We start from the raw sequence: 20,129 nt of genomic DNA on the forward strand, positions 1-20,129 counted from the left end.
GCGCTCAGGCAGCGTTGCGTTGCTGTGCGTAGCCTTTGAGGACTTCCTCGCGCAGGACTGCCCAGATGGCGGCATGCAGTTCGACAAAACGCGGATGGTCGCGGATCTCGGCCACATCGCGCGGGCGCGGCAGGTCGATGGCGAACTCGCCGATCGGATGCGTGCCGGGGCCGGCCGACAGCACCACCACGCGGTCGCTCATGGCAATGGCCTCATCGAGGTCGTGCGTGATGAACAGCACCGCCTTCCGCTTGGCGGCCCACAGGTCCAGCACTTCGTTTTCCATCAGCTGCCGGGTCTGGATATCGAGCGCCGAGAACGGTTCGTCCATCAGGATGATGTCCGGGTCCAGCACCAGCGTCTGCGCCAGGCTGACGCGCTTGCGCATGCCGCCTGACAACTGGTGCGGGTAGCGGTCGCCAAAGCCGCCCAGGCCCACGCGGCGCAGCCATTCCTCGCCCTGCTTCGCGGCCTCCGCGCGCGGCACGCCGCGGAACTCCAGACCCGCCACCACGTTGTCGAGCGCGCTGCGCCACGGCATCAGCGCCTCGGCCTGGAACATATAGCCGGCACGCTGGTTGATGCCCTTCAGGATCTCGCCGAATACACGCACCTCGCCGCTGGACGGCTCCAGCAGGCCGGCGCCAACGTTGAGCAGCGTGGACTTGCCGCAACCGGTCGGACCGACCACGGAAACGAACTCGCCCGGCTGGATGGCCAGGGTAACGTCCTTGACCGCCGTATAGCGCTGGCTGCGGTCATCGCGCGAGACAAAGGTGCAGGTGACCTTGTCGAGAGAGAGTGCGGGAGTGCTCATGGAGAACCGTCTCGGTTCCGCCTCGCGCCGTCGCTGGGGCGCAGGCGCGGGCCGGGTGATGATGGAATGGCCGTGAAGCCGCAATGCAAAGGCCCGCTGCGGACAGCGGGCCGGCAACGGGCACGGCGCAGGACTACTTGTACTTCGCGTTGGCCTTCTGCACGAAGGCGTTGGTATAGGTGTCGTCCAGCTTGATGGACTTGCCCTTCAGCTCCGCATCGAACTGCTGCAGCGTGTTCAGCGCCGTGCGCGGGCCGTCAGCCGGCATCACGCCATCCGGCGAAATCGCTTCCTTGACCTTCTCCCACGCCGACAGGTACAGCGCGCGGTCGCCCAGCAGGTAGCTTTCCGGCACGGTCTTGACGATGTCCGAAGGACCCGCCTTCTGCATCCACTTGAGCGCGCGCACCATCGCATTGGTCAGCGCCTGCGTGGTGTTGGGATTCTGCTGGATGAATGCCGTCGATGCGTACAGGCAGCCCGACGGCATGTTGCCGCCGAACACGGCCTGCGTGTCCTTCAGCGTGCGCGTGTCGGAGGCGACGCGCACTTCGTTCTTCTGCGTCAGCATCGAGATCACCGGGTCCAGGTTCGCCATCGCGTCGATCTGGCCGGAGCGCATGGCGGCCACCGCGCCGGCGCTGGCGCCCACGCCGATGAAGGACACGTCCGACGGCTTCAGGCCGGCCTTGGCCAGCACGAAGTTGGCCATCATGTTGGTCGAAGAGCCCGGCGCGGTCACGCCGATCTTCTTGCCCTTCAGGTCTGCGATCGACTTGAAGTTGGGCATGGTCTTGTTCGACACCACCAGCACGATCTGCGGGGCGCGGCCCTGCAGCACGAATTCCTGGTAGCGCTGGCCCTTGGCCTGCAGGCTGATGGTGTGTTCGTAGGCGCCCGACACCACGTCGGCGCTGCCGCCCACCACGGCCTGCAGCGCCTTGGCGCCGCCGGCGAAGTCGACGATCTCGACGTCCAGCCCTTCTTCCTTGAAATAGCCCAGCCGCTCGGCAATCGTCAGCGGCAGGTAATAGAACAGGTTCTTCCCGCCCACGGCGATCGTGACCTTGGACTTCTCAGGCTTGCCCTGCGCCTGCGCGGGTCCGAAGGTGAACCAGCCGGCGAGGAACAGCGCCAGCGCGATCAGCAACTGCTTCCAGAATTTCTTGTTGTACATGTAATTCTCCTACCCGTTTTTACTGGAGGCGGCAGCCGCTGCAGCCAGAAGGCCGCGCCCGGCGTGCCGCCGAGCGGCAAGTTGCGATGCTACCGGACCGGTCACAGGTCCGCATCGGGATCAATACCTACCGCTTGCCCGCCGTAAATCGTTCATGCCGGCGGACAGGCGGGGCAGCATACGCGCCTTCCCTTTCGAACAGCTTGCCGCCCTCGCCTCCGACCTTATTCGGCGTGGATGTCCGCGGACTTGATCACCTTGCCCCAGCGCACGAGTTCAGCCTTCTGGTATTGCGCCAGTTGCTGCGGACCCATGAACTTCGCCTCGGCGCCAAGTTCCTCGGCCTTCTTGCGGAAGGCTTCGGTTCGCATGATCTTTTCGATCTCGCCGGCCAGCTTGTCGATCACCGGCTTGGGCGTGCCGGCGGGCGCATACATCGCAAACCAGGACGACACGTCCAGGTCGGGGTAGCCCGCCTCGGGCGCCGAAGGCACGTCCTTCAGGCTCGGCAGGCGGTTCTTGCTGGTCACCACCAGCGGGCGCAGCTTGCCGGCAGCGATATGACCCATCAGCGGAGGCGGCGTGGTCATGGTCAGGTCCACCGAGCCACCCAGCAGGTCGGTCATGGCCGGGCCGGTACCCTTGTATGGCACATGGGTGATCTGGATGCCGGCCATCTGGTTCAGCAGCTCGGTCGAGACGTGCTGCAGCGAGCCATTGCCCGAGGACGCATAGTTCAGCTTGTTCGGATTGGCCTTGGCATACGCCACCAGTTCCTTCAGCGACTTCACCGGCAGGCTCTGGCGCACCACCAGCACCTGCGGCGCCGACAGGATATTGGCCACCGGCGCAAAGTCCCTGACCGGGTCCCACGAGAGGTTCTTCACCAGCAACGGAGTGATGACGTGGTAGCCGGAGTACTGCACCAGCAGCGTGTAGCCGTCCGGCTTGGCGCGTGCCACCACCTGCGCGGCAATGCTGCCGCTGCCGCCCGGGCGGTTGTCCACCACCACCGCCTGGCCGAGCGCCCTGGCCAGCGGCTCGGAAATCATGCGCGCGGCCAGGTCGGTCGTGCCGCCCGCTGCCGCCGACACGACCAGCGTGACCGGGCGATTGGGGTAGTTGCCGTCCTGTGCGAAAGCCACCGGCGCCAGGAGCGTTCCGCCCAGCGCCAGCAGCGCGGCGGCCATGGTCTTGCGCCGCGCGGGCACAGCAATGTTGCGATGAAGATCTTGCTTCATGAGGTGTCTCCGTTATCTGGATGATCGATCGTTATTGTTCTGGCGCGGCCGCATCGGTGGCGGCCGTCGCAATGGGTACCGGATTCAGCCCTGTCCGGCGAAATGCTCCGCCAGCCATGCCGGCGCCTGGTGCGTACGAAGGCGCGGCCCCGCGCTCAGCAACTGACTGTGGACTTCGCGCCCGACCAGGCCGGACATGCCGCCCACGATGCCGAGCAAGGCCTTGAGGTCGACCCCGGTCTGCACGCCCATGCAGTCGAACATGTGGACGAGGTCTTCCGTGCTGACGTTGCCGCTCGCGCCCGGCGCGTACGGGCATCCGCCGAGCCCGCCGGCCGCCGCGTCGAAGCGGGTCACGCCGGTTTCCCATGCCGCCACGGCGTTAGCCAGGCCCATGCCGCGCGTGTTGTGCAGGTGGATGGTCAGGCCGGTCTGCGGCAGCTTCGACTGGAACCGCTCGCACATCGCCGCAACCTGGTTCGGATAGGCCATGCCGGTGGTGTCGCAAAGCGTGATGCCAGCCGCGCCGGCGTCGGCAAAACGAGCGGCCAGGTCCATCACGGCCCCGACATCCACCTCGCCTTCGAACGGGCAGCCGAACACCGTCGAAAGCGATACATTGACCGGCACGCCGGCCGCACCGGCTTCGGCAATCATCGCCAGCAACTGCGCCTGCGATTGCTGGCGGGTCATGCGCAGGTTGGCACGGTTGTGGGTCTCGCTGGCCGACATCACCAGGTTGACTTCGTCAGGCCGGCACGACAGCGCCCGCTCCAGCCCGCGCAGGTTGGGCACCAGCGCGGTGTAGCGCACGCCGGGATGGCGCTGCATGCGGTGCATCAGCGCTTCGGCATCGGCCAGTGCGGGAATGGCGCGGGCCGAAGTGAAGGACGTGGCCTCGATGCGGGCGAAGCCGCAGGCGGAGAGCGCATCGACGAACGCGACCTTGGCATCGGTCGGCACCACTATGGGCTCGATCTGCAGTCCGTCGCGCGGCGCAACTTCATTGATCTCGACGCGTGCGGGGCCGCGCAGTGCGCCGGTGGAACAGGTAGCGGCGCTCATGCGATCACCTTCCTTGCGCGCAGGTCGGCAATGGCAGCGGCATCGAATCCGGCCTGGGCCAGCACGGCATCGGTATGCTCGCCAAGCGTCGGCGCACGGTCGTGGATGGCGCCTGGGCTGCCGGACAGCTTGGGCACGACGCCCGGCACTTCCACCGTCAGCCCGCCGGCCGAGGTCACCGACTCGATCACGCCGCGGGCGCGATAGTGCGGGTCTTCGGCGATGTCCTTGACGGTGTAGATCCTGCCTGAAGGCACCTCGGCCTGGCGCAGCACTGCCAGCGCGGCGTCCACGGTCTGCGTGCGCGTCCAGGCGGCGATGGCGGCGTCGATCTCGTCCACGCGTTTCACGCGGCCGTCGTTCTGGGCCAGCGCCGGGTCATCGGCGAGGTCCGCCCGGCCGATCGCCAGCATCAGGCGCTTGAAAATGGCGTCGCCGTTGGCGGCGACCAGCACGTACTCGCCGCTCTCGCACGGGTAGGCGTTGGAGGGCGCAATGCCCGGCAGCGCGCCGCCCGCGGGCTGGCGCACGGCGCCAAACGCCGAATACTCGGGCAGCAGGCTTTCGCTCAGGTTGAACAGCGATTCGTACAGCGCCACGTCGATGACCTGGCCTTCACCGCCGCGGGCGTCGCGCTGATAGAGCGCCAACAGCACGCCCATCGCGCCGTGCAGCCCGGCGATGGTGTCGCCCAGCGACAGGCCGGCGCGCACCGGCGCGCGGCCCGGCTCGCCGGTCAGGTGGCGCAGCCCGGCCATGGCTTCGGCCACGGCGGCAAAGCCGGGCTCGTCCTTCTTCGGACCGGTCTGGCCGTAGCCGGAGACGCGCAGCATGATCAGGCGCGGATTGTCCGCGTGCAGCACATCCCAGCCCAGACCCCATTTCTCCATGGTGCCTGGGCGGAAATTCTCGATCAGCACATCCGCATCGGCCGCCAGCTTGCGCACCAGCGCCTGCCCTTCCGGCTGGCGCAGGTCGATGCAGATGGATTCCTTGTTGCGGGATTGCGCCTCCCACCACACCGAGGTCCCTTCATGCAGCATGCGCCATTTGCGCAGCGGGTCGCCCTGCCCGGGCGGCTCGACCTTGACCACGTGGGCACCGAAGTCGGCCAGGGTCTTGGCGGCAAAAGGGCCGGCGATGAGTTGTCCGAGTTCGAGGACGCGGATGCCCTCGAGAATCTGTTGCGCCATGGGGTGTCTCCGTGCGGTGCGGCGGTCTGGTGGCATTGCGGTGCTGCCCGTGAAGGCATGGCCGCATTGCGTTTTGACGGAGTGTGCCCCAGCGGCCGCCCGCCAGGAATCGGCAATCGGAGAAGCGGGCTTTCTCGGAATGCGAAAGGCTGTCGCCCTTCAGCAGGGTGGCGTCAGAATGGCGCCCGGTCGCCGCACAGGTGGGTGATCAGCAGGCGGGCCGACACTGTCAGGCCCGCCGGGTCGCGCAGGCCGATCAGCAGCGAGCGGCGCGCCCAGGCGTCCTGCAGCGACACCAGCGACAGGCCCATCGACTTCACGTGCGGCTCTGCGGCAATGCGCGGCAGCACGCCCACGCCCAGCCCGGCCATCACCATGCGGCACATGGCGTCGAAGCTGCGCACCTGGATGCGCAACCGGAACGGACGATCCAGGCGGCTGCTTTCTTCCAGCAGCCGGGCCGCCAGCGAGGTCTCTTGCGGCAGGCTGACAAAGTCGAATTCCAGCGTATCGGCGTAGCGCACCGGACCACGCTCGGACAGCGGATGGCCGCGCGGCGTGATGATGACGAGTTCGTCCTGCCGGTATTCCACCGTCATCAGCCCCGCGCTGGGCGTACGGTCGGCAAAGATGCCGACATCGGCGCGGTTCTCGACCAGCGCCGCGACGATATCGCGGCTGTTCTGCTCCTCCAGCTCGATGCGGATGGTCGGATGCAGCTGCATGAAGGACGCCAGGTCATCCGGCAGGAACTGCGTGATCGCCGAGGTATTGGCGCAGACGCGCACCTGCCCGCGCACACCGGAGGCATAGTCCGACATCACGCCGGCCATGCGTTCCACGTCCTGGAGGATGGTCAGCGCGTGGTGGAAACAGGCCTGTCCGGCCTCGGTCAGTTGTACCCCCGCCGCATGGCGGAAGAACAGCGGCGCGCCCACAGCGGTTTCGAGGTCGGAGATCCGCTTGCTGGCCGCGGCCACCGCCAGGTGCGATTGCCGCGCACCGGCTGAAATGCTGCCCTGGCGGGCCACGGCGACGAACAGGCCGAGCGTGACGAGATCGAAGCGTGCCAGGTTCATGGGCGGCTGCAGCTACGGTAGTTGATGTTCTGCTGGCCAGGCTTGCCCGCCGGGCGGCGCGGCATGCCCGGGAGTTCAGAGATTGCGACGGTCCATCACCGCTCGGGCGATGGTGCCGGCGTCGACGTATTCGAGTTCGCCTCCGACCGGCACGCCACGGGCCAGGCGCGAGACCTTCAACCCGCGCGCCTTCAGCATCTCGCCGATATAGTGCGCGGTGGCTTCGCCCTCGCTGGTGAAATTGGTGGCAACGATGACTTCCTGGACCGGGCCACCCATTTCCGGATCGGTGGCGCGGGCCAGCAGGCGGTCCAGGTGGATCTCGCGCGGGCCGATGCCGTCCAGCGGCGAAAGCCGGCCCATCAGCACGAAGTACTTGCCGCGGTAGGTCAGGGTCTGCTCGATCATGACCTGGTCGGCGGGCGTTTCCACCACACACAACAGCGTGCCGTCGCGGCGGTCGTCGCGGCAGGTCTCGCAGATTTCCTGCTCGGTGAACGTATTGCAGCGCGCGCAGTGGCGGATGCCGTCGGCGGCCCCGCGCAGCGCATCACCCAGCTTGCGCGCGCCCTCGCGGTCGTGCTGCAGCAGGTGATAGGCCATACGCTGGGCGGATTTCGGCCCGACGCCGGGCAGCACCCGCAGCGCCTCGATCAGCGCCTGCAGCGAGGTCGGCGGAGAGGCTCTTACCATTGCCTGTTGCCTGGAGTGCGGGGATTGCCCGGTGCGCGCGTCATGCGTTGGTTTGCCTGCCCGATCAGAACGGCAGCTTGAAGCCCGGAGGCAGCGGCAGGCCCGAGGTCATCGAACCCATCTTTTCCTGCGTGGTGGCTTCGGCCTTGCGCACGGCGTCGTTGAAGGCGGCTGCCACCAGGTCTTCCAGCAGTTCCTTGTCTTCGCCCTCGGCCAGCAGGCTCGGATCGATCGACACGCGCTTGACGTCGTTCTTGCAGGTCATGACCACCTTCACGAGACCGGCGCCCGACTGGCCCTCGACCTCGATCTGTGCCAGCTGCTCCTGCATCTTCTTCATGTTTTCCTGCATTTGCTGGGCTTGCTTCATCAGCCCCGCCAGTTGACCTTTCATCATGATGGAATGCTCCTGAAATCGGTAATGGAATGAGTGGATGGCCGCCTCTCAGTGGACGCGGCCCGAAAATTCAGGCGGCGCGCGGCTGGATCGAACCGGGCACGATCTGCCCGCCGAAATCGCGCAACAGGCCCTGTACAAACGGATCGGCCTCGATATTGGCTTCGGCCTCGCGCTGGCGTTCGGCTCGGGCCTTGGCATCTGCCGCAGCCGCCGTGGCGGCAACCGCGCCTACTTCGCACAGGACCCGCACCGCCTCGCCGAAATGCTCGGACAGGACTTGCTGCAGCCGCTCGGCCACGCCGTTTTCGCCGATCGCCGCCACCGGAATACGCAGGTGGAAGGTACGCCCGACCACTTGCGTCAGCTCGCTCTGGTACGCCAGCTGCTGGGCCAGCCCCTTGAGCGGCAGCGTGGCGGCAAACGTGGGCCAGTCGCCGGTAAACACCGCCGGCGTTCCGTCTTCCGCCGCAACGGGCGGACGTGGTGCAACCGTCTCGGCCGACACAGGCGCCCGCTGGCGCACTGGCTCTGCCTCGGCAGGCTCCGCGGGCGCGGCTTGCCTGGCGCCCCGGGCCTGCTCGGCGCGCGGCATGCCGACGCCGGGATCGTTGTCATACGGCCCGATCATCGGCAGGTCTGGCGGCAATTCTTCCCACGGCGGAACGTCGCTGCCCCCGGACATTTCCCAGGGCGGCACCGATTCAGGTTCCGGCGCTCGCGCGGCTGCCGGCTTTGCGGCTGGCGCGGGCATCTGCGCAGGTCGCTGGGCGGGCGCGGAAGCCGGCCGGGCCATCGCCGCGGCGCCGGCAGAGGCCGGTGCACGCAATGGCTGGGCGGCCGGACGTGCCGGAGGCGGTGCGGCCGGCGCTGCGGGCGGCGGCATGCGGCCGCCACCGCCTCGCGCGGCGGAAGCCTGGCGCGCAGCGGCCAGCGCCGCGCGCGCGGGCGACAGCGGTGCCTCATTGGCAGAAGCGGGCTTTGCCGGTGGCGCAACGGTTTCCTGCATGGCGGGCGCCGCGGCGGCGGGCCGGGCGGGCGTTGCCGGCGATGCAGCGGGAGCCGGCGTCGCCGCATAACGCGGCGCGGCAGGCTCGGAAACGGCAAGAGCCGACGTGCCGCGCGGGCGCGGAACGGCATTGCCGCCACCCTGCCCGGAAGCCGACACCGGCGCGGGCTCCGGGCTCGACGACGGCCGGAACGCCAGCATGCGCAGCAGCGTCATGGTGAAGCCCGCGTACTCGTCCGGGGCAAGCGCGAGCTCGCTGCGGCCGAGGTTGGCAATCTGGTAGAAGAGCTGGATTTCCTGGGCATCGAAGACGCCGGCCAGGCGACGCACCTCATCGGCTTCCGGCCATTCATCCTGGACCGAAGCCGGCACGGCCTGCGCCAGCGCGACCTTGTGCAAGAGCGATCCGAGGTCCTGCAGCGCACCGGCGAAGGACAGGCTGCGGTCGGCCATCGCATCGGCAATGCCGAGCATGGCGGCGCCGTCCTCGGCGGCCAGTGCGTCGAGCAGTTGCACCAGGTAGCTCTGGTCGATGGCACCCAGCATGCCGCGCACCGCGTCTTCCGACACCTGCCCCGCGCTGTAGGCGATGGCCTGATCGGTCAGCGACAGCGCATCGCGCATGGAGCCGTGGGCGGCCTGGGCCAGCAGGCGCAGGGCGTTGCCGTCGTGGCTGATGCCTTCCTGCGCCAGGATGTTGTCCAGGTGCGAGACGATATGCCCCGGGGGCATCTGCTTCAGGTTGAACTGCAGGCAGCGCGACAGCACCGTGACGGGAATCTTTTGCGGATCGGTCGTCGCCAGGATGAACTTGACGTGCCCGGGCGGCTCTTCCAGCGTCTTCAGCATGGCGTTGAAGGCGTGGTTGGTCAGCATGTGCACTTCGTCGATCATGTAGACCTTGAAGCGCCCGACCGTCGGGGCGTAGACCGCCTTGTCCAGCAACTGCGCCATTTCGTCGACGCCGCGGTTGGACGCCGCGTCCATCTCGATGTAGTCGACGAAGCGGCCGCTGTCGATTTCGGTACAGGCCTTGCACTGCCCGCATGGCTGGGCGGTGATGTCGCCGTTGCCGTCAGGACCGGTGCAATTGAGCGATTTGGCCAGGATCCGCGACAGCGTGGTCTTGCCGACCCCGCGCGTGCCGGTGAACAGGTAGGCGTGATGCAGCCGCTGCTGTTCCAGCGCGTGCGTGAGCGCGCGGACCACGTGCTCCTGGCCGACCAGCGTGGTGAAATCCCTGGGGCGCCATTTGCGCGCTAGAACTTGATAACTCATGGCGGCGATTGTAGCAAATGGCGACCGCCACAATCGCGGCGGCCGCTCCAATCTTTGCGCCTGCCGCCCGGGAGGCGCCGGAGGCCGCCCGGGCGCGCCCTGTCAAGGCCGGGAAGCCTCTCGGGGACGCCTCTTTTTGGGGCGAAACCGGCAGGCCGCGCGAACTCAACCGCATTCGCCCACGTAGCCGCAATTGGCGCACTTGGCGCAGCCGTCGACCTTGTGCAGGGCGTGCGCGCCACACTCTGGACAGGGCTTGCCGGTGCCAACGCCCGGATTGGGCGCTGCCGCGGCGCCTGCGGCATGTCCGGCCTGCGGCTGCGCTGCCGCATTGCCCGAATCGCGCTGAACCAGGCGCGCCGCCAACACCGCCACCGGCACCTGGGCGCCCTCCTCGTCCAGGAATCCGCGCTTGATCAGGATGCGCTGGAGCGCAAAGCTGATAGCCGCCACCTCGGAATCATGGAAGCGCGGCACCTCGGTGCCGTCCTGCCGCAGCAGCACGCCGTAGCGGACCGTTCCCTTGTCCCAGACGACATTGCGCATGTCCGCCAGCGCCTTCGCCACCGATCCGCCGGAGCGGGCCACCATCGACAGCAGCCGCATAGTGGAGGTGATCCACTGCTGGCCCTCGCTGCGCTGGCCGGCCGGCATGAAGAATTCCACCGGCCGCTCGATAACGACCGGCTTGCCGTCGATTACGCCCGGCACGCGCATGAAGTTCACGGTCAGGTAGACCGTCTTGTGGCCTTCATAGGTCATGTACTCCAGCTTGGACGTCACGCCTTCCAGGTCGCCCACCGGACGGCTGCCGAACGGCCGGACCAGCGGATCCTCCGCAAACGACGGCGCCGGGGCCGGCGTGTCGACCGACAGCACCGCGCCAAGGATGCTGTTCGGCCGGTAGGTCGCCAGCCCCTTCAGGCCGGCCTTCCAGGCCTCCAGGTATAGATTGCGGAAGGCCTCGTACGGATAGTCCTCCGGCACGTTGACGGTCTTGCTGATGCTGGTGTCGATATACGGCTGCACCGCCTCCAGCATGCGCATATGGTCCAGCGCCGACATCTGGAGCGCTGTCACGAAGGCATCCGGCAACTGCTCCATGTCGGCGCCCATGTGACGATAGAGCCGCCAGGCGTGATCGGCCACCTCGAATGTCCGGTAGCCGTTGTCCGGCATGCGCTTCTTGCGGTTGTAGGTCCACGAGAACGCCGGCTCGATGCCGTTGGAAGCGTTGTCCGCAAACGCCAGTGTGATGGTGCCGGTCGGCGCGATCGACAGCAGGTGCGAATTGCGCAGGCCGTGCTGCGCAATGGCCGTCTGCAACGATTCCGGCAGGCGGCGCGCGAAGCCGCTTTGCAGGTAGGCCTCGGCATCGAACAAGGGGAAGCCGCCCTTCTCCACGGCCAGCGCAGTCGAGGCAAGGTAGGCCTCGTCGCGCATCCGTTCCGCGATACGTGCGGCCAGCGTGCGCGCGGGCTCGCTGTCGTAGCGCAGGCCCAGCATCACCAGCGCGCTGCCCAGGCCAAGAAAGCCCAGCCCGATCCGGCGCTTGGCGCGCGCTTCGGCCTCCTGCTCCGGCAATGGCCAGAAGGTCACGTCGAGCACGTTGTCGAGCATGCGTGTTGCTACCTTCACCACTTCGGCAAACGCAGCGAAATCGAATTCGCTTTGCGGGGTGAACGGCTGGCGCACGAAGCGCGTAAGGTTGATCGACCCCAGGCAGCAGCAGCCGTACGACGGCAGCGGCTGCTCGGCACATGGGTTGGTGGCCTCGATCTGTTCGCAGTAATAGAGGTTGTTGTCCGCGTTGATCTGCGACAGGAACAGGATCCCCGGCTCCGCATGGTCGTAGGTCGCGTGCATGACCTGGTCCCACAGCCGCCGCGCGGGAAGGCGCTGATAGACCCACTGGCCGTCGTCGCGCCGATAGGCGCCCGCAGCAATCATGTCGGCGCCGGGCTCGGCCTCGTGGATCAGTTCGACCTCCTCGTCAGCCTCGACCGCGCGCATGAAGGCGTCGGTGACCCCGATCGAGATATTGAAGTTGGTCAGCTCGCCGCTGTCCTTGGCATGGATAAAGCTCTCGATATCCGGATGGTCGCAGCGGAGCACGCCCATCTGGGCGCCGCGGCGTGCCCCGGCGGACTCAACCGTCGCGCACGATGCATCGAACACCTTCATGAACGACACCGGCCCCGAGGCGCGCGAATGCGTGGCGCGCACCAGCGCGCCGGCCGGGCGGATGGCCGAGAAGTCATAGCCCACGCCGCCGCCGCGACGCATGGTTTCGGCAGCCTGGGCGACTGCGGTATAGATGCTCGGCCTTCCGTCGCGCGGCTCCGACACCGAATCGCCCACCGGCTGCACGAAGCAATTGATCAGCGTGGCCTGGATTCCGGTGCCTGCGGCCGAATTGATGCGGCCTGCCGGCACGAAGCCGTTCTCCTGCGCCCACAGGAAGCGCGCGACCCAGGCCTCGCGTTGATTCTCCGGCTCGGCTTGCGCGAGCGCGCGCGCCACGCGTTGCCTGACGTCGGAGACGCTACGCTCCTCGCCCTTGGCATATTTTTCAAGCAGGACTTCGGTGGAGATTTCCTGTGGCGCGAGTGCGCCGCGAATGATCTGGTCGTTTGCGTTCATCTGTTGGCTCACCACTGGTTGGCGTCTGGCGGTTCAGTGATTCAGGTGTCAGGGACGGACATACGGGGCAACGAAGTTGTAGCCATCGTCCCGGATGCCGCTTGCTGCCGGCACAGCGCGGCAGGCAGTCATGCTCAGGCGACAACGCTGCCGAGCGCCTGCGCAAGATCAATTTGATGCAATTTCGACGCAGTGTGTTCGCTTTGAGTTAGAATGCCGGTCGGACGGGCCTCCTCGCATGGTGGCGCGGTCAACCTGGTCAGGTCGGGAACGAAGCAGCCATAGCCGTTTTCCATCAGTGCCGAGGGTCAGGCTCGTCCCCTTCGCTTTCCACTCTCGCGCCGTCACGGCGCGCACGTCTAATCGCAGCAGCCACGGCCAGCCTGCACTGATCCGCTCCCAGACACTGTAGTACAGCTGCCGACGCACGCACACGTCACATGCAAGGACATTTTGCGCCTTTTTCGGCCCGACGGCAGAGGCCGGCGCCGCAGCGCCGGCATGCACCTCAGAACAGCGAACCCTGCTCCTGCGGCATGCGGGCCACCAGGCCGTCCATCGCGATCCACTCGCCATCCGCCGTTGCCACGCCCGCCTCGACAGGCTTGCCGGGAAACATCGGCCCGACCGCCGACACATAGCGCGCAAGCTGCGCGCGATACGACGCCCGTTCCTGCGGCAGCAGCCTCAGCTTGTAGTCGACGACCACGACCTTGTCCTCGAACTCGACCAGGCGGTCGATACGCAGCAGCCGGCCGCGGGAATCGAACAGCTCGACCTCGTTGCGCGCCGACACCGCATCGGCGGCAAACAGCAATGGCGCCAGCTGCGGCGCCGACAACATGGCGCGGACCGCGGCCACGGCCTCTTCGGCCTGCTTCTGCCATTCTTCCCTGGCCTGTGGCGCGCCGGCGCCGGCCAGCGGGAACCAGCGCAGCACCGTCGGCACGTCGGGAACCACTCCAAAGGCGTCCGGATAGCGCGTGACACGCTCGAGCAGCGCGTGGACGAGTTCGCCGTGGCGCGCGGCGGCGGCGTTGAAGACGATGCCATCGGGTTCGCCCTCGATCTCTGGCACCATATCGTCCATGGCGTCGGTGCTGGCCACGCCATCCACCGCATCGCGATAGCGCACACGGAAATCCGTATAGCGGACCGGCTCGCTCAACCGCGACACGGCCGCCTCGCCTGCCGGCGCTTCGGCTTCGGGATACGCTGCCACAGCCTCGCCTGCACCGGACGCCTGCAGCCGCACGTACCAGCTGCCCGAAATTTCGTTATTGGACTCCCCTTCCGCGCTGCGGCTGGCGCGCCCTTTCACCCCGCTCACCAGCAACCCTTGCTGCGCGCGCGTCATGGCGACATACAGCAGGTTCCAGTTCTCACGCTCGGCCAGCGCGGCTTCAGCCTCGAACAGCGGCGCGCGCGCCAGCCCGCGCTCGCTGCGCTTGCCATAGGCCGAGAAATGCAGGGGCACCGGCGACGCCGGTGGCCAGTCGATCAGGATGCCACCGCGATCGGGCGCCGGATCGCTGTGGTTGGCGTCCAGCAGCACGACGAACGGCGCCTCCAGCCCCTTGGCCGCATGCACGGTAAGGATGTGCACGGCATCAAGCCCTGCATGCGCGGGATCGTCATCGGCCGGCTCAACGTCTTCCGCACCGTCGGCCATGCCGCCCTCATCCGGGCTTTCGCCCTCGTCGCCGCGGCGGATCTCCTGCAATTCGTCGATGAACTTGGGCAGACTCGGATAGCGGCCGCCGTCCAGGTCGAGCGACAGCTTGAGGAAGGCATCGAGGTTCGCCAGCACCTGTTCGCGGATATCAGTCGGCGCGGCTTCGGCATAGCGGCGACGGACTTCGCCGCCGTGGAAGATATGGTCGATCAGGTCGTGGACCGGCCGGTGCGGCGCGATCCGCAACCAGTGCCGCAGGCGCGCCACGCCTTCACGCACGGCGCCGGAACACGCCTCAGGGATGCCGCCGGCCTCGATGCGCGCCCACCAGCCGCCCTCGCCTTCCATGCGGGACAGCAGCACAAGGTCGTCATCGGTTGCGCCCACCAACGGGCTCTTCAGCACGTGGGCCAGATCGAGATCGGATTCCGGCGTCATCAGGAACGCCAGCAATGCCGACAGGTCGAGCGCTTCCAGCGTGGCAAGCAGCCCGCCGCGGCGCGGACTCAGGCATGGGATGCCGGCTTCGCGCAGCGCGCGTTCGTAGTCGGGCAGGTGCGTCTTGCGCCGGACCAGCAAGTGCATGTCGCTCCAGCGCGCGGCGCGTTGGGTGCCGCCTTCATGCACCGGCACGGTGTCGCGGATATGGCGCAGCCACGCGGCCACGCGCCGGCCCTCTTCCAGGCGCAGCGAATCGCCATCCTGCCGGCGCGAATGCAGGAGCGTATCGCGATGATCAGGCACGGCGTCGGATTCTTCTTCGGGTTGCGAAGCAGGTTCGACCAGCGGCAGCAGCCAGACCGGGCCGCCGCCTTCGGCCAGCGCAGTCGTCTGCGTCTCGTACAGCGGATAGCGTCCATCGGCGCGCGCGCCGTCGAACACCGCATTGACCCACTCGAGCACCTCGCATCGGTTGCGGCGCGTGCGGTTGGTACGCAGCACGGTTGCCCCGAACTGCGCCTGCAGCATCTCGCTCGCCGCGCCGAACAGGCGCGCGTCGGCACGCCGGAAACGGTAGATGGACTGCTTGGGATCGCCCACCAGGAACACCGTCGGCCGCTCGCCGAGCCCCGCGTAACCGGCCAGCCATCCCTGCAGGATGCGCCACTGCAGCGGATTGGTGTCCTGGAACTCGTCGAGCAGCAGATGCCGGTAGCGGGCGTCGAGCCGCACCTGCAGGTAGGTCGCGGTCTCCTCGTCAGACATCAGGCGTGCCGCCAGCCATTCCAGGTCGGCGAAATCCATCGCGCGCTGCTCGCCCTTATGCTGCTGGTAACGCCTGAGCAAGGCATCGCCCAGCCGATAGAGCGCCTGGTTGACGGCCAGCACCGCTGCCTCGCAACGGCGGGCACTCACGTCGTTGATCATCGCGCACAGCTCGGCGTGCCGCGCGATCAGCTCGTCAACCATGGCCTCGCCACCGGCGGCCTTGACGAGCGCGCTGGTACGGCGCATGGAACGCGGCTCGCCGACCGTGGTAAAGAAGGCGGCGCGCAGCAGATCGAAGGCGTGTTCGGCCGCCTTGCCCGCCTCGGCACCCGCCTCGCGCCACGCACCGATCGCGATCAGGGCGTCAGTGATGCGGCCGGCATGCGTCTGTTCGGTCTTGCCGCCCGTGCCCAGGTGCGTCGCGAGCGCCTGGCAGGCTTCCAGCCAGCCTTCGTCGCAGAGCGCCTGCACCAGGACGTCGGACTGCGCGTCCTCGCCCAGGCACGCGGTGAGCGCTTCGACCGGATCGTTGCCTTCCTGCATTGCCCACCATTCGCTGCGCGCGTGGAACATCGCATCCAGCAGCGACCGCGTCTGGAATTCACCGACGGTGTCGACGAGCGCCTCGTAGGCTTCGCGCAGGTCCGCGTACTGCGGCGTCGCCAGCGCGCGCCACACTGGCGCCCAGGCTTCGCGCTTCATGCGCAGCGCGTCCTCGCGCAGCGCGGCGCCCGGCACGATGCCCGAAGCCAGCGGCGCGCCGCGCAGCAGCGTGCCGAACCAGCCGTGGAAGGTATCGATCGCCATGCGGCCCGGCGCGGCCAGCACCTGCGCATGCAGAAGGCGTGCGCGCGGCAATGCTGCGCGCGCGGCTTCCGGAGTCAGGCCGCGTTGCGCAAGTGCCGCGATCACTTCGTCGTCGGTACCGCGCGCCATCTCCGCCAGCACTTCCAGCAGGCGGTCGCGCATTTCTTCCGCGGCCTTGCGGGTGAAGGTGATGGCAAGAATCTCGTGCGGCGCGGCGCCAGCCAGCAGCAGGCGTACGAGGCGCGCCACCAGCAGCCAGGTCTTGCCGCTGCCGGCACAGGCCTCCACCACTACCGAACTGGCGGGATCGCAGGCAGCGCGGGTGAAATCGGCTTCGCTGACGGGCTGGCCGTCGCGCAGGTAGGCATGAACTGTCATGAAGTCAGCACCGGCACGGCGGTGGATTCCCAGAAGCCCTTGCGGCACAGGCCGCGGGCGTTGCAGTAAGTACAGGCGGATGCGTCGCCGAACGCAGGCAGCTGCGCGCCGCCACGCAGGCGCATGACATCGCTGCGCATCTGCTCCTCCAGCCAGGCGACGGCGGCATCGAAATCCGGCAGGCCAACTTCGCGCTGCGGCGCCGCGGCACCTTCGCGGGCACCCTCAAGCGCGATCCAGCTGCCGCCGACGGCGTCGGCACGCAGCAGGCCGTAGAACGGCAACTGGCAGTCTTCCTCGACTTCGCTGACCTTGCGCTTCAGCCGCGTGGCACTTTGCGTCTTGTAGTCGAGCACCGCATGCGCGCCGCCCGGGCCCTGGTCGAGGCGGTCGATGCGGCCATTCAGGCGGATCGGCTGTCCGTCGGGCATTGGCAGGTCGATACCCGCGTCGATCTCGCCGCCACGCCAGAACCAGCCCTGGGCCTCGCGCGCCGACTGCCACGCCACATAGGACGGCAGCACCTCGCGCCAGCGCCGGTAGTAGGCGATGGCATTGCCGTCTTCGGCCATCAGCGCGCCAAAGACGTCGTCGGAAATCTCGTTCAGGCGGGCCAGTCGCTGCTCGTCGGTGACGTGCTCGCCGGCCTCGCGCCGGGCCTGCAGATCGCGGTGATAGCGCAGCAGCACGCGATGCAGCAGTTCGCCGATATCGCGCTTTTCCAGGTCGTCGCTGACCGTCTCGAGCCCGGCCAGGCCGAGCATGCGGCCGGCAAAGAACTGGTAGGGGCAGCGGCGCAGCATGTTGTACGCCTGTGCGCTCCAGCGCGTGGGCACCAGCTCGGGCGCGGCCGGCGCCGGCATGTTGCGCACCTCGGCAAAGGTCTCATGGTGCAGCGGCGCGGCACTGGCCTCGATCGGCGCCCCCGCGCGCGAGCAGCGGGCCGAAAGGCGCTCGATCCAGCCCGATACATGCCTGGGCTCGCCGCGCCCGCCAAAGCGCTGCCAGGTCATGACCACATCGTCATTGTTGAGCAGCACTTCGGCCAGGTCCCGCGCCTGCTGGGCAAAGCGCGTCTCGCGGTCTTCCAGGTCCAGTTCGCGGCGCATCTGGTTGGAGAAGAACATCAGCTCGGCCGCGCTCGAAGGCAGTTGCGCGTCGTCGCAGCCGACGATCACCACGCCCTCGAAGCGGCGCATGCGCGCGCCGTTGAGCGGCAGGATCGTAATGCGGGCCGGCCCGCTGGCGGAAGGCTCCTTGTAGGCAACCGATTCGAGCAGCGCCGCCAGCATCGCGCGGAATTCGCTCTGGCTGAGCGTGGCGTGCGCGCCGGTCTCGTCCTGCGGCAGGTCTTGCAGGCGTGCGAGCGCGTCGAGTAACTGCGTACCGGCATCGTCGGCCGCCAGGGCATTGCGCATGCCAAGCCGGTCGAGCGTGCCGTCCAGGCAAGACAGCCACGTCGACAGCGGTTTCTGTGCATTGCCCCTCGGCCACTGCGTGGCTTCATCGGCGAGCAGCCGGATCAGGTCACGAGCGGCCTTTCGGGCAGCTTCGGCAGCATCGCGCTGCTCCTCGGCCGGGAAAGCCGGGGAAGGGGCGTCCGAACTGAACAGGTGACGCAGGCGCGCCCAGCCGCCGGTGATGCCGTCTCGCCTGACCTGGCGCTCGAGCAAGGCAATGGCGCCTCCACGATGCGCGAGTTCCGGCAGGCAGAACGGGCTCTTCAGGAGGTCCAGCAAGGCGGCGGTGTCGCCGTCGCGCACCAGCAGGTCGAACCAGCGCATCAGCGCCGCGGCGGCGCGCGTGGTGGACAGCTTCCAGCCGGTCTCGTCGCGCACCGGCGCACCGGCGCGGGCCAGCAAGGCGCGCGCGCGGCGGGCCACGATGCGGTCGTGCGCGACCAGCGCAACGTTGCGGCGGCCTTCATTGAGCCATTGCACCAGCTGGTCGGCGGCGGCGATGGCCTCGTCCTCGAACCGGGCGCTGCCGATCACGCGCACGCACGGGCGTGCTTCCGGCAGCGCCGGCGACATCAGCGGCGCGGGCATCGCCTCTTCACCGGGGCCCGCCACGCGCGCCTCCGGCCACAAGGACAGCAAGGTGTCGTACCACGATGACTCGGCCTCGGCCGGCGACTCGTCAGCGCCCTGCCCCGACCAGTCGTAGCCGATTTCCAGCACCGGCACGAGCTCGGCCGCGTGGCGCAGGAAGGCAGCCTCGATCGGTTCGGGCGGCGTCGGCGCAATCCAGACGACCGGGCCGGTCAACTGCTGCGACAGCGCGTGGAGCGCGCGCCGGCGTGCCGGCAAGGGGTCATCCGGGCCGGACAGCGCTTGCCAGAACGCCAGCACGATGCGGGCCTCCTCACCAAGAAAGCGCTCGGACAGGTGCGAATAGGTGCGTTCCAGCGCGCCCTGCAACAGGCTGGCGCGGTCGTCGCCATCGATCTCGTCGTCATCGCGCACGGCGGCATCTTCCAGCCAGCGCGCATTCAGTTCATCGCAGATCGAGAGCAAGGTTTGCGACAGCCCCCAGGCCGCCGCCTCGGTTTGCGCGCCGAAAGCGCGCCGCAGCCAGTCCTGCGAGCGGATCGCCTGCTGCACGGCCAGCAGCCTTGCGGCGTGACTGCGGACCGGGGCGTCTTCCGGCGGCAGGTCGAGCAGCCAGTGGCCGAGCGTGACTACGCGCGGCAGCAAGCGCGGCCGGCCGCCGGCGCGAGCGGTGGCGTCGAGCGCTGCGCGCACGCCTGGAATCTGGGCAGCCGTGGGCACAATGACATGCGCCGCCGCTTCGGGCGCGCCACAGTGGTCAAGGAAGAACCAGGCAGCCGTGGCAGCCTGGTCAAGGTAATCAGGGCCGGGACGAAAGCGCAGCTGCGTCATGGACAAGCCGGCGCCTGGGCTTGCCAGGTCCACCGGTCAACGGAAGAAAAATGGGATAGCCGGCCGGACAGCCGGAATGCCGCAGTATGCATGATCTGCGCCACGGCCATGTGTCGGAAGGAGCGGTTCCCCGACCGGGCATCCGCTCCGTCGCGGGCGCCGCTCAGTGCGTGCCGCCTTCCAGCCTCGCGCGGATCTCGCGCGCCGTTTCGAGCAGGCCTTCGTAGCCGGAGCGGGCATGCTCGGGCAGGTCGGGGTCGCCCACCAGCGTGCCCAGCGTTTCGATGATGCTGTAGACCAGGCCCTTGGCCGCGCCGCTGGCGATGCTGTTGGTCTCGACCGCGCTGCTGATGTGATCCAGCGCGTCGCTCAGGTGCTCCACGTCCGGCGTGGTCTGTTCGGCGTCGGGCTCAGTGGGCTTGCGGGAATCGGGAGTCATATCGAAGGCCTTGTCAGTGGCGCATTGCGCTCGTTGAAGGCATGCCCGCGTGCAAGACGACGCGCATGCCGGCTTTTATTCTACGCGCCGGCGAGTGGTATTTGGCGCATAGGCGACTGCCGCGCTGCGGGATCGGCCGGGCACGGC

13 protein-coding genes and 1 other RNA gene are annotated in these 20,129 nt (G+C 68.1%); 1 reads left to right on the plus strand and 13 read right to left on the minus strand.

Annotation, left to right across the window (positions count from 1 at the left end; translation table 11 throughout):
• Window positions 1-4 precede the first annotated feature (4 nt).
• From RM96_RS27295 to RM96_RS27340, 10 genes are all read right to left on the minus strand, one after another.
• Window positions 5-817, minus strand: a complete 813-nt coding sequence (locus tag RM96_RS27295; RefSeq protein ID WP_039014871.1) for an ABC transporter ATP-binding protein — start codon at window positions 815-817, stop codon at window positions 5-7.
• Between the two features lie 133 nt (window positions 818-950).
• Entirely contained in the window at window positions 951-1,994 is a 1,044-nt protein-coding gene (locus RM96_RS27300; RefSeq protein WP_039014872.1) for an ABC transporter substrate-binding protein, read from the minus strand.
• A gap of 224 nt (window positions 1,995-2,218) precedes the next feature.
• Window positions 2,219-3,235, minus strand: coding sequence for a Bug family tripartite tricarboxylate transporter substrate binding protein (locus tag RM96_RS27305; RefSeq protein ID WP_039014873.1), 1,017 nt, complete (start codon window positions 3,233-3,235; stop codon window positions 2,219-2,221).
• Between the two features lie 84 nt (window positions 3,236-3,319).
• Window positions 3,320-4,300 carry a hydroxymethylglutaryl-CoA lyase gene (locus tag RM96_RS27310; RefSeq protein ID WP_039014874.1) on the minus strand — a complete coding sequence of 327 codons (981 nt, stop codon included), beginning with the start codon at window positions 4,298-4,300 and terminating at the stop codon, window positions 3,320-3,322.
• The gene (locus RM96_RS27315) at window positions 4,297-5,493 is read right to left on the minus strand and encodes a CaiB/BaiF CoA transferase family protein (protein WP_039014875.1); all 1,197 of its coding nucleotides are present in this window, start codon (window positions 5,491-5,493) and stop codon (window positions 4,297-4,299) included. The genes RM96_RS27310 and RM96_RS27315 overlap by 4 nt, the downstream gene beginning before the upstream one ends.
• Window positions 5,494-5,666: 173 nt before the next feature.
• The gene (locus RM96_RS27320) at window positions 5,667-6,572 is read right to left on the minus strand and encodes a LysR family transcriptional regulator (RefSeq protein ID WP_039014876.1); all 906 of its coding nucleotides are present in this window, start codon (window positions 6,570-6,572) and stop codon (window positions 5,667-5,669) included.
• A gap of 75 nt (window positions 6,573-6,647) precedes the next feature.
• Window positions 6,648-7,265 carry a recombination mediator RecR gene (recR, locus tag RM96_RS27325; RefSeq protein ID WP_039014877.1) on the minus strand — a complete coding sequence of 206 codons (618 nt, stop codon included), beginning with the start codon at window positions 7,263-7,265 and terminating at the stop codon, window positions 6,648-6,650.
• Window positions 7,266-7,329: 64 nt separating this feature from the next.
• On the minus strand, window positions 7,330-7,662 hold the full coding sequence (locus RM96_RS27330) for a YbaB/EbfC family nucleoid-associated protein (protein ID WP_039014878.1): 333 nt from the start codon (window positions 7,660-7,662) through the stop codon (window positions 7,330-7,332).
• Between the two features lie 70 nt (window positions 7,663-7,732).
• Window positions 7,733-9,949, minus strand: a complete 2,217-nt coding sequence (locus RM96_RS27335) for a DNA polymerase III subunit gamma/tau (protein ID WP_039014879.1) — start codon at window positions 9,947-9,949, stop codon at window positions 7,733-7,735.
• A gap of 165 nt (window positions 9,950-10,114) precedes the next feature.
• The gene (locus RM96_RS27340) at window positions 10,115-12,592 is read right to left on the minus strand and encodes an adenosylcobalamin-dependent ribonucleoside-diphosphate reductase (RefSeq protein ID WP_039014880.1); all 2,478 of its coding nucleotides are present in this window, start codon (window positions 12,590-12,592) and stop codon (window positions 10,115-10,117) included.
• A gap of 223 nt (window positions 12,593-12,815) precedes the next feature.
• Here RM96_RS27340 and ffs point away from each other — a divergent pair.
• Window positions 12,816-12,914, plus strand: an RNA gene (ffs, locus tag RM96_RS36580) — signal recognition particle sRNA small type.
• A 186-nt stretch (window positions 12,915-13,100) separates the two neighbouring features.
• Here the strand turns inward: ffs and RM96_RS27345 are convergent.
• The 3 genes from RM96_RS27345 to RM96_RS27355 all read right to left on the minus strand — a co-directional run bounded on the left by RM96_RS27345 (window position 13,101) and on the right by RM96_RS27355 (window position 19,982).
• The gene (locus tag RM96_RS27345) at window positions 13,101-16,661 is read right to left on the minus strand and encodes a UvrD-helicase domain-containing protein (RefSeq protein WP_039014881.1); all 3,561 of its coding nucleotides are present in this window, start codon (window positions 16,659-16,661) and stop codon (window positions 13,101-13,103) included.
• Window positions 16,658-19,543: a PD-(D/E)XK nuclease family protein gene (locus tag RM96_RS27350; protein WP_039014882.1), complete on the minus strand. Its 2,886-nt coding sequence runs from the start codon at window positions 19,541-19,543 to the stop codon at window positions 16,658-16,660. The genes RM96_RS27345 and RM96_RS27350 overlap by 4 nt, the downstream gene beginning before the upstream one ends.
• Before the next feature lie 163 nt (window positions 19,544-19,706).
• Window positions 19,707-19,982: a hypothetical protein gene (locus tag RM96_RS27355; protein ID WP_039014883.1), complete on the minus strand. Its 276-nt coding sequence runs from the start codon at window positions 19,980-19,982 to the stop codon at window positions 19,707-19,709.
• Between the last annotated feature and the right edge of the window lie 147 nt (window positions 19,983-20,129).

This window comes from Cupriavidus sp. IDO (genome assembly GCF_000812465.1).
In the GTDB taxonomy this organism is placed as follows: domain Bacteria; phylum Pseudomonadota; class Gammaproteobacteria; order Burkholderiales; family Burkholderiaceae; genus Cupriavidus.